8 protein-coding genes are annotated in these 9,746 nt (G+C 59.9%); 4 read left to right on the top strand and 4 right to left on the bottom strand.

Going from position 1 to position 9,746, the window contains the following annotated elements; translation table 11 throughout:
- Window positions 1-2,736: 2,736 nt before the first annotated feature.
- From HNP46_RS02765 to HNP46_RS02750, 4 genes are read right to left on the bottom strand one after another with little or no spacing between them, the layout of a single operon-like run.
- On the bottom strand, window positions 2,737-3,399 hold the full coding sequence (locus HNP46_RS02765; RefSeq protein WP_184585985.1) for a hypothetical protein: 663 nt from the start codon (window positions 3,397-3,399) through the stop codon (window positions 2,737-2,739).
- Window positions 3,399-4,400, bottom strand: a complete 1,002-nt coding sequence (csf2, locus tag HNP46_RS02760) for a type IV CRISPR-associated protein Csf2 (RefSeq protein ID WP_184585984.1) — start codon at window positions 4,398-4,400, stop codon at window positions 3,399-3,401. Before csf2 ends, HNP46_RS02765 begins: the two co-directional genes overlap by 1 nt.
- 6 nt (window positions 4,401-4,406) lie before the next feature.
- On the bottom strand, window positions 4,407-5,141 hold the full coding sequence (locus tag HNP46_RS02755; protein ID WP_184585983.1) for a hypothetical protein: 735 nt from the start codon (window positions 5,139-5,141) through the stop codon (window positions 4,407-4,409).
- On the bottom strand, window positions 5,125-5,901 hold the full coding sequence (locus HNP46_RS02750) for a hypothetical protein (RefSeq protein WP_184585982.1): 777 nt from the start codon (window positions 5,899-5,901) through the stop codon (window positions 5,125-5,127). Before HNP46_RS02750 ends, HNP46_RS02755 begins: the two co-directional genes overlap by 17 nt.
- 117 nt (window positions 5,902-6,018) lie before the next feature.
- Between HNP46_RS02750 and HNP46_RS02745 the strand changes: the two genes are divergently transcribed.
- Genes HNP46_RS02745 through HNP46_RS02730 form a run of 4 tightly spaced genes read left to right on the top strand, consistent with a single transcriptional unit; the run spans window position 6,019 to window position 9,467 of the window.
- Window positions 6,019-8,025: a hypothetical protein gene (locus HNP46_RS02745; protein WP_184585981.1), complete on the top strand. Its 2,007-nt coding sequence runs from the start codon at window positions 6,019-6,021 to the stop codon at window positions 8,023-8,025.
- Window positions 8,026-8,073: 48 nt separating this feature from the next.
- Window positions 8,074-8,619 (top strand): hypothetical protein, encoded by a 546-nt coding sequence (locus tag HNP46_RS02740; RefSeq protein ID WP_184585980.1) that lies wholly within the window; start codon window positions 8,074-8,076, stop codon window positions 8,617-8,619.
- 19 nt (window positions 8,620-8,638) lie between these two features.
- Window positions 8,639-9,079 carry a hypothetical protein gene (locus tag HNP46_RS02735; RefSeq protein WP_184585979.1) on the top strand — a complete coding sequence of 147 codons (441 nt, stop codon included), beginning with the start codon at window positions 8,639-8,641 and terminating at the stop codon, window positions 9,077-9,079.
- Between the two features lie 37 nt (window positions 9,080-9,116).
- Complete coding sequence (locus HNP46_RS02730) at window positions 9,117-9,467, top strand: hypothetical protein (RefSeq protein ID WP_184585978.1); 351 nt, start codon at window positions 9,117-9,119, stop codon at window positions 9,465-9,467.
- The last annotated feature ends 279 nt before the right edge of the window (window positions 9,468-9,746 follow it).

Below are 9,746 nucleotides of genomic sequence, written 5' to 3'. Positions count from 1 at the left end.
CCAAGTTGAAGGGACTGAGCCCCGTTCAATACAGGGCTCAGTCATTGGCAGCTTAGCGGCCCAGTCCAACTGTCCAACTTTCGGGGGTCAGTTCACGATGAGGGGCTTCATCATCCACCCGGCGGGTGAACACTCTACACAGCCACACTTTCGCAAGCCATCGGATACCCCCAGGAACTGGGGAACACGCCAGCTCTAGGTTGCTCAGGTTGTCTGGCCAACACTTACCCCCTGGATTGCAGGGGAATGCTCAGAAAATGAGCCTACCGTATCGTTCGCCAACCCCTGAAAACCAGGGAAAACCCGCACCAACGGCAGCACACCGCCATCGTTACGATCACCTCCGTCTAGACGGAGGGAAACCGTCAAGCTCCCAAATTTCGGTGATCCGCCTACCCCTGGATACCCAGGGAAGAAAGAACTCCAGGGTACAAATTCCTATCCGCTCACCCTGCTGCAACCAGGAAAACACGTACTGACCGTCGGTTCGACATGCCAAGCACCCTCTACCGAGGAGGCCCAAGCAGCGCTTGCGCCCTGGGCTTTAATTCCTCGCTCACCTCCGCATCGCGGAAAAGACACGATACCGGCTGCAGGGAAGACATCCCCCATCCACCTCCTCGAACCATCCTGGTTCCAGAGAAAGCCAGCGATACTCGGCCGTAGCTCTCTGAACGTAGGCGCCAACCTCCAACCATGCGGAGAATAATGCTTCCATACGCCATCACCGGCCAACCACTCATTCAGTGAACAAAACGGCAGCACGGACTTTTTCTGTCTACGTCAACCTCCAGAATCCTGGAGAAGCCTTGAAGTGCTCGCAATGTGCGGGGTCATCCGCCTACCCCCAACCTGCTTCGGGGAAAACTGGCTGCAACATTTGATCTTGCCGTGGAGCCCACCCCCACTTGTGCGGGGAAGACTTTGTTGTCGAGCTCATGGCCATGGTCATCATACCGATCACCCTCACGAAAGTGAGGAAGTACACCCATGTGACATCACTGTTATCTCACATTTACCCCCCGGCTATCCGGGTGACACCATCTGGTACCGGACTCTCGAGATGAGCCACTTACCCTCGTCGAAGCAAAGAATACTGACCCTGGGACGTAAAGCGCCAGTTGCCGCGCCACACACCCCCGTGATGGCAGGGGAAAACATCAACGCCAAGGTTAGGGTTACGCTGCTGTCCGGCTCACCCCAAAAAGGATTGGGAAAACTTGAGCATAGCAACAGACACTCCTGAAGCGCTCGGCTTACCCCCACAAACGGGAGAACAAGATCCAAGCCGCGATTTTGCAAAGCCTGGCTCCACCCCGCGCCTGCGGGGAACACTGCTTGCAGTCCATCCACTCTATCTGATCCACCGGATAACCCCAGCACACGCAGGGAACACAATTCTGGTGGTGAAGCAGCCAGCCACGTGAACGGCTCACCCCCGTGAAGCGGGGAACACACCTGTTTCTCACCAGCGGGCGGGCGCGAACGCGGCTCACCCCCGTGCAGGCGGGGAACACTGGCACGAGATACGCGGCGACAAAGGCCCACGCAGTTCACCCCTCACAAGCACGGGAAACACGCGCACTGGATGTTCAACTGTACGGCAATGTTCGGTTCACCCCCGCATACGCGGGGAACACAACCCTTCTTGGTCTATCGGCCAGGTCGCCAACGGCTCACCCCCGCATGTGCGAGGCAAATTACAGTTACCGCTTCGGTGTGCGGCGGCAGTGACGATAACCTCCGCATACGCGGGAATGCAGGATCTGTCCATCTCGGTAGCTGTCTCGCTGCGGAACACCCCCGCATACGCTGGGTACACATTGCTTATGCTCTACATAGGCCGTCATCCCACGTACACCCCCGAGCCTGCGGGGAACACACGCCGAGAACGACCAGCCAGCTGTTCGTTAGCGGTTCACCACCGTCTACGCGGGGAATACGGCAAGTCACCCCTTCACACCTATGGCCAGAACGGTTCACCCCCGCATGTACGAGGAAAAATACAGTCACCGCTTCGGGGTACGGCGGCAGTGACGATAACCTCCGCATACGCGGGGAACAGTTACCCTCACATAAAGCCGTCCAGTCGTCGGCCGTAGACCCCCACACCTACGGGGAACACATGGTCTCAATAACACCTCTATATCGTGCGTGAGGCTCACCCCCGCGTATGCGGGGAACACGGCATACGTTGCTCTACCTGGAGCCAGAATCCCGGTTAACCCCCGCCTGCGCGGGGAATACGCTTTCTGCGTACTGTGCAGGCAGTAGAGCTACGGTTCACCCCCGCGCTTGCAGGTAAATACAATCTGGATTAAGCCATTGAATACCCGCTCCACGGTTTACCCCCGCGCATGCGGGGAATACTGGAGGGCGGGTGATGGTTTCACGCCGGCTATCGGTTTACCCCCGTCTACGCGGGCAACACTTCTCGCAACTGGTGACCTCAACTACAAACACCGGTTTACCCCCGAGAGGGCGGGGAACACCAGAAGGTGACGAGCTCGAGTCACGTTGAGGACGGTTCACCCCCCGCGAGCGCGGGGAACACGGCACGAGGCGGAAGGAGCTGCTTGAGGAAATCGGTTCACCCCCGCGAGCGCGGGGAACACGAGCGCCCCTCGGATGCGGCGTCCTTGTAGGCCGGTTCACCCCCGCGAGCGCGGGGAACACCCTTACTGTAGCAGCCTGATAAATATGGGAAAAATCAGTGCTTAAAATTCCACCGAAGAATCAATGCCCCAATGGCGCCAGCACAACGGTATGCGCAGTCTTCTTCCAATAGGGGGCGCGCAAGGCGCCGACGCGACGAACCAGATCGAGCTGGACACCCTCGACTCCCTCGAAGTCATCCGGCAATGAGCGGTTGTACCAGGCGCACTCAGCCAGGCTCACCTCCTCCACCGAGATCGACTCGACCCAACCAAAGCCAGTTCCACGGCGGGCGCCGACCTGCTGGCAATCGCTCAGGAGAGCTTCGATACCGGCTCGGTCACCGACCACGTAGCCGACCAGGTCTGCGAAGACGATGTCCAGGTTGAACTTCGAGGCCTTGAACGGGCCTCCGGCCGGGTTCGGCTTGGCGCCGCGCAGCTTAAGAAAACCGCTGGCGCGATCCTCCGCCGCCATCACCATGTCAGAACGGCCGGTGTGCATCCAGAGCGTAGTCGGGCTCTGGCGCACCAGCTTGAGCGCCGATGCCTTGAACACCCACTCCCCGGAGGGAGAGTTATAGCGCTCCACCGGGAGGTCATGCTGCACCAGGTTGGGGTCAGAGATACCCTCCAGCTCTGCGGCATCAACCCGCATGGCCGAGAGCACTGCATCCAAATGGATGGCCCGGCCGGGCTCAACCATCGGATTGCGCAGCTTGAATGTGACCTTGAGGGGCAGCATTACGCATCAGCCTTGGCGGGCTGCACGAAGTCCTCGAAGTCCTTAGCGGAAAGCTGATCCAGAGCTTCGCCCAAGGCGTCCCCCCACTTCATGCCCTGGTCGCTACTAGGGTCGTAGCGAACGCCGTCCACACGGATCTCAACGATCTTCATCTCACCCATGCCATAGGCGTTGCCACCGCCGATCTGGACGACGTTGTGCTCGATGTCCTGAATGCCTTTCAGAACGAGGCCAACCTGGGCATCAGTCGGGTTTTTGAGCAGGATCTTCCAGGCCCAATCGATACCAGGAATGACCACCTCTTGGGCGTTGAAGGCGTTCAAGCCGCGCGTGTTGGCCGTCTCATCACCCTCCTCGCTTTTACCCTTAGCCTTCCGAGCTTGAGCATTGATCGCCCAGCCAGTAATCGACTCACGGGGATTGGTGATCATCTCTTCCAGCTGCTCACCCGTGCATTTCTCGATGGGGTCAACACGACGCTTCCACACCACGTCCAGGATCTTATCGGCGCGCATGCGCTCTTCATGACCATCGCCGAGGAATCGAGCTGCATCACGGTGGATCGGGTACAGGTTGTCGACCCCCATGCGGCTTTTGATCAAACGCGGGCCACCGCCAAACAGGCCGAAGAAAACGTGGCCGCGCACTGCCAGGGTCTCGTCGAAGGTAGCCGGAACGCCTTCCGGGTTGCCACTGGAGCTGCCGGTGCAGGTCGCAGCATAGGCGCCGATGCTCAGCGAGGCACGACCACGCAGGCTGCCGAAAACGGTGTCCAGGATCGAACGGCGCAGCGCGTTACGCATGGTGTTCGAGGGCAGGATCGGCAGGTACGCGGTGGACGGCGCACCATCGACTACATCCACCGGCACCTTGAGGGTACGCATGCGCACCAGCGGGAAACCCTTGCCCTTGTCGATCTTGCCATCCAGGTCGATGGTGGACTTGACCGGATCGGAGCTGTGAACCGGGGTCAGGTTGCGCATTACTACGGAAATTTGCATCGAAAATCAGTCCTTCAGTTTATCGAGAATTTTGGCGGTCACAGAAACAGGCTCCGACGGTTCGGGGAGCTTGGAATGCATGACGGTACTAAGGGCCCAGCGGTCGCCGGCCCCCAGGTTGCGGAAGAACTCGCGCTCTTCCTCGGAAAGAAATTCCAGCGCCTTCGGGTTCAGAATCCCATGGAAGGACTCTTCCAGGTTTCGGTCGAGCAGCATCGGCGCCAGCCACTTTCCACCGTTCTTCTCCAGAACAGCCTTGGCAATCTCCAACCCTCGGCGAATGAATTCAGGGTGGATAGTGAAGACGTTCGGGCCCCGGCGCAGACTGATCGCACGATTATCCAGGGTGACCGGAGTACGCCAGGCAAGGTGCTGCATCGTCGACGACGAAATGACAGCTACGAACGGAGCCGGAGGTGGATTCGTGAAGAACCAGGCCTTCTCGACGTCCTTGCTGATGGAAAAGACGTCATGCTCGGTGGCTACAGTGCCTGCCAGATTGTTGAGCGCCGGCTTGGTTCTCAGGATGACGCAGCGCCAGCAAACCAGCGCATTGGCGGCGCACAGATCACGCGCATCACTGAAGAAGGCGCCAAGCACGACTGGGGAGTAATGGTCACCAACCTGAATCTGAATCGCGCAGTGCGAACAGGTCTCAGGAGCTTCACCGGCCCACTTGGGCAGTGTTGGCTCCGGCTTCAGCTTCAGCGCTTTAGCGTAAACCTCACTTGGCCGAAGCATTCACTACACCCCGCACGTAGTTCGCGTTGAGCAGGCCGTAGCCCTTACTCGGGATGTAACCCAGCGACCAGAGCCCCTTGAGGGCCGCGTTGCACTTGAAGGTGGCCCCTTTGTGGCCAAGCAGACAGGCGCCGCCGTGGCCAAGGTTGGCGCGGAACTCGCCATCGCAACCCAGGTAGGTGACTTCGAGGTCAGCCGGCGGGGTGATGCCAAGTGCCTCACACTGCCGTAGGATGCCGCGCTTGATCAGTTTCTCGATGTGAGCCTTGCCAGCGGTTTCATCCTGCAGCGCCTCCAGATGGCGCGGCTTCTTCTGGATCACCAGGCGAGGAACGGAGTACTCGATGGTGTAGGGCCGGCGTTCGATACCGACTTCAAAGTCGGTCGAGTCCAGATACACCGGGCGCTTGAGGTGTTCGCTCCAGGCTTTGGTAAGCACAGGAGTGATGTCCTGAATGATCATCTGGCCGAGTTCGCCGTAGCCAATCAGGGAGAAACCGTCAGAAAGGGAGGCAAAGTGAACCGGGGCTAGCCCATCCTTCGCGATTTTCTTGTCGCGCGGGCCTTCGTTGTAGTGCATCAAGGCACTGATCAGTGAAGGCTGGACTTTATCCAGAAGCAAAGCAGAGGTGGCCCTCGCCTGATCCGGGTACAGATGCTCCCCGAGGCGAAGGTTCAAACGGTGTGCGTTCATTTCCTTAACAAACCCGTTGTTCTTCGTGATGCGTTTTAAAGTACAATTACCGACAAATTGCAGCAAGGCATTTTTATGGAATATTTGCGTATCGGGGCACTTACCCCTCCTGGCGAAGGCCGTTCCCAGTGGGCCAGAGACCTACTCCTGCAGGCGATTGAGGATGATCTCGAACCCCTGATCGTGCCCGAGCACAAGGTGGTCGGCTTTACGCTGAACGCACCGCCGCACCTGAGCATTGCGATCAAGGCCAAGGCCGAGCGCAGTAAGGTGTCGGTCGCCACCGTCAGCGCTGGCCTCATCGAAGCTGTGCTCAAAAACGAAGTCTCTGGAGAGCCGGCTGCTCCCGCACCCAACAATATCGTCGAAAAGGATGTGCGAATCTCGCTGGTGCGCCCGATCCTGCATCCGATGGTCGAAGCCATCCGCGCCAACATGCCCCAGGGCAAAATCTTCTTCGCCGAGGCTGCCACCGGTACCGGCAAGGGCAGCTTGATCGCGTGCCTGGCGCTCGACGCGGCTCTGGACGGCAAGCGCGCCCTGATCAGCGCTCCCCTGCCTGTCATCTGGCAGCTGACCCAGGAACTGGCCCGCTTTGAGGACGCAGCAATCCTGGATATCGGCGTACTGCTGGGGCGACCGAACTTCGTCGACCCGGACGAGCTGGCGCTTTGGGCCAATACCACCGGCTCCCAGGCCATCCTGGAATGGATCGCGGCCGGAGGTACGCCCGTCACTGACGCCACCCGAAATCTGGGCAACCTGATCGGTATCGAGCTGAAATGGCTGCTGGACGATGCGCTGGCGCTGGATGACGAGATTCCGACCAGCCAGGTAATGCTCTCGGAGCCAGCCGAAGGCACCGTTTGCCCGGCAGAGGACATCTACCAGAAGCTGCGCGAGAAGACGCACACCGCGTCCATCCTCATGTGTTCGCACCACTTCATGGCCGCGCACTACCGGCTCATGGCGATGAACTGCGATGGCATCCTGCCCTACAAGACCGACGTTCTGCTCGTGGACGAAGCCCACCAGCTGGAAGACGCCTTCGCCGCCGTGAACACCGAGACGTTGCACTTGCACGCCATGGGGCATGCCCTGGGCGCCTCGTCTGTACCGAAGAAGAGCGTGGCCAAGGCAGCTATCGAGGAACTCGGCGCCCTGATAACTGCTACGGCCCTGGCTGACGAGTACGGCGCCCGCTCCCTCATGGGGGATCTCGACCGCTTCGGCGGCCTCGAGGACGCCGCCTCCTCTGCTCTGGTCGCCCTGAATGCGCTCAAGCCCAAGAAGAGCGATTTGGCCATGGCCAAGACGCTGCGCCATGCCAAGGGCGTGATCAAGTCGGTGCTATCCCGACAGTCCACTGTGCGTGTCGAGCTGACACCAGTGAAGAAGTACGCGGTGCTCTCCGCCGGCAAGGCGAACCTGGAGAAGCCACTGAAGGCGCTCTGGGAGTCCTGCAGCAGCGCAGTACTGGTATCAGCCACCCTCACTGGCTCTTTGAAGGCAAACCTCACCGGATGGAAACTAGCGATCCCCAGCGAGCGCCTCATGGTGCCGACCCCGGTTACCCCTTCATGGATTTACAAGCCGGTTGAGCTGATGAAGCATCGCCTGGCCAACTACCCGAACACCGAGTCGGATGAGTGGCACGACGAAGTAGCCTCTCAGTTGCTCAGCATCGCTGAAAGCGCAGTTGGGGGCACTCAGGTACTGCTGACGGCCTACGCGAGCATCGAGGCCCTCACGGAGCGCCTGCGTGACGTGCTGGGTGACCGTCTGATCGTTCAATCGCCGGCCTTCCCTGCCAACGCCTGCGCCCACGTCTTCAAGAACGCCACCAACCGGCCGGTATGGCTCGGTACCGGGGCGGCATGGACGGGCTTCAACTTGAGCAACAGCGCTGTACCCGTAGGCGAAGACTTCACCCTGACCGACCTGGTAGTTCCTCGCCTTCCCTACGGCACCGTGCGCACCCTCTCCCATGCACGCCGCAGCCAGATCGCCGGGCCAGTGGTTGGCCATCAGGAAGCAACCTGGCGCCTACAGCAGGGCCTGGGCCGTCTCGTGCGCCGTGAAGGTGTACAGAACCGTCGCCTGTGGGTGCTCGATAAGCGTATCGACGATCTGTCGCCCCAGACCAAGGGCATGCGCGAGCTGCTGAGTCGCTACAACCAGTACCACTGACCCTGCCGGCGGCCGCAAGGCCGCCCTGCCCCAGCAAAGGATGCCGCAATGACTGAAATCACCGAAGGCCTCAAGTCTATCTTCACGAGCGTCCTCGCCGAGAGCGCCCGCGAGAACGAGGAGCTAGTCCAGTCCCTGGGCGATAGCGAAGAAGTGCGCAAGGCGAGTGAGGCGCTCGCCAACTTCAATCTACCAATGTTCCACTACACCTTTGCCCACCGACTAGAAGGGCTGCTGGAAGGAGTCATCGCCAGGCAGTTCCCTAACAGCCGCGATGCCCAGTTCCTGGCTCTGCACTACAACTTCGTGGACATGCACATCAGCAAGCTGATCAAGACCATGGAGGACTGGCCCTGCAGCGCCGACAAGACCAGGACGATCATCAGGGCCCTGCTGAAGTTCTATGCGACCGGCGAGAAGATCCAGTTCGACTATGCCGGCGAATACACCTTCCACCTGCCCAAGCGAATCCTGAAGACTCACGAGGACATCGTGGAGTTCGTCAGCGGACTGCAGCGTCTCTACATGGGTGACCCGACAGCCTATCTGCACGCCTACGGAAAGATCCTCACCACCCCGGCCGTACAAGCCTGACAACAAGGAGCGCCAGCGCATGGAACGCATGAGCATCGAGGACGCCTACCGCGTAATCGAGGAACAGTCTGACCGGCTCGAAACCGACTGGCACCGCGTACAGGGGCCACTACTCCTGAGCCAGGTGTGGGGATGTGCGCGACTTTCGTACAGCAGGCTCTACCAGATCGAGGACAACGACAACGAGGTTCTGGCCGAGGTGGGCCGGGCGAAGGCCTACGGCACCGCAATTGCTAAGGTCGCCGGCCAGCGCCTGGTCAAAGCTCGGTTCAGGTGGGAAGAAGACAAGCACGAGCGAATCTCCTTCGAAGTCGGTGCCTTTGCACCTACTGCCAGTGAAGCCCTCATTCGCCTGGCCACTTGGTTGCTGGCCAACCGTGACGATCAGACCGTAGATGGCAAACACGGCAAGGGCGTGGTCATTGCCGCCACCATCGTTCCCGAGAAACTAGAGTCCTAGGCCGGGCGCCGCCCGCCATACGCAAGGAGCAGTACCCATGACCGAAACGCAGAAACCCGTCGACATCGACGAAATGTTTGCTGAGCTGATGGAATCCCTACAGGAGGTATCGGACGACGGGATGGAGGCCGAGCTGGTTTCCAAGGCCTCTCAGATCAGGGAAATCGCCAAACACTGCGAACAGACCCTGATCGTCCAGCGATACGCCAAGATGCGGGAAGAGTTCGAGGAAGAACTCAGAGCCGAGTCCGCAGCCGACCAGTTGCTGATCAACTCCTGGTTGCACATGCTGGAACGCGTGGTCAACGCACCGACTAGAGCTCACATGGTCGTCTCGGTTAGGCTGCTGATGCCCCTGGTGGCAAAACACCTCCCAGCACAGCACTGAGACATCAAAGATGGCAAAGCAAAGCAGGCAAGACAGACTCCGCCGACTGCAACAAGGATGCTGCCCTATCCATGGGATCGACATGCCGCAGATAGGCCTGGCGCCGGCCGGGGCAAATGAGGTCGATCACTTGGGTGAGCTCGTGGTTGGCTGCCCAAGGCGCGACTGCGAGATCAGCGGGAGATCGTCCGGGCCATCCAGCCCGGTAACCTTGCTGCCCCAGCATACCAATGTGATCGAGCAAGCCTGACACTAGCCGCTTTGCAATGGAGCTGGGCA

The organism is Pseudomonas nitroreducens (assembly GCF_014204515.1).
Classification (GTDB): domain Bacteria; phylum Pseudomonadota; class Gammaproteobacteria; order Pseudomonadales; family Pseudomonadaceae; genus Pseudomonas; species Pseudomonas nitritireducens_A.
This window is presented reverse-complemented; position numbering and strand designations above follow the sequence as displayed.

Coding starts and splice junctions, on each gene's coding strand:
- csf2 (WP_184585984.1), bottom strand. CDS start 4,400: ATGCAAATTTCCGTAGTAATGCGCAACCTGACCCCGGTTCACAGCTCC.
- HNP46_RS02740 (WP_184585980.1), top strand. CDS start 8,074: ATGACTGAAATCACCGAAGGCCTCAAGTCTATCTTCACGAGCGTCCTC.
- HNP46_RS02755 (WP_184585983.1), bottom strand. CDS start 5,141: ATGCTTCGGCCAAGTGAGGTTTACGCTAAAGCGCTGAAGCTGAAGCCG.
- HNP46_RS02730 (WP_184585978.1), top strand. CDS start 9,117: ATGACCGAAACGCAGAAACCCGTCGACATCGACGAAATGTTTGCTGAG.
- HNP46_RS02735 (WP_184585979.1), top strand. CDS start 8,639: ATGGAACGCATGAGCATCGAGGACGCCTACCGCGTAATCGAGGAACAG.
- HNP46_RS02765 (WP_184585985.1), bottom strand. CDS start 3,399: ATGCTGCCCCTCAAGGTCACATTCAAGCTGCGCAATCCGATGGTTGAG.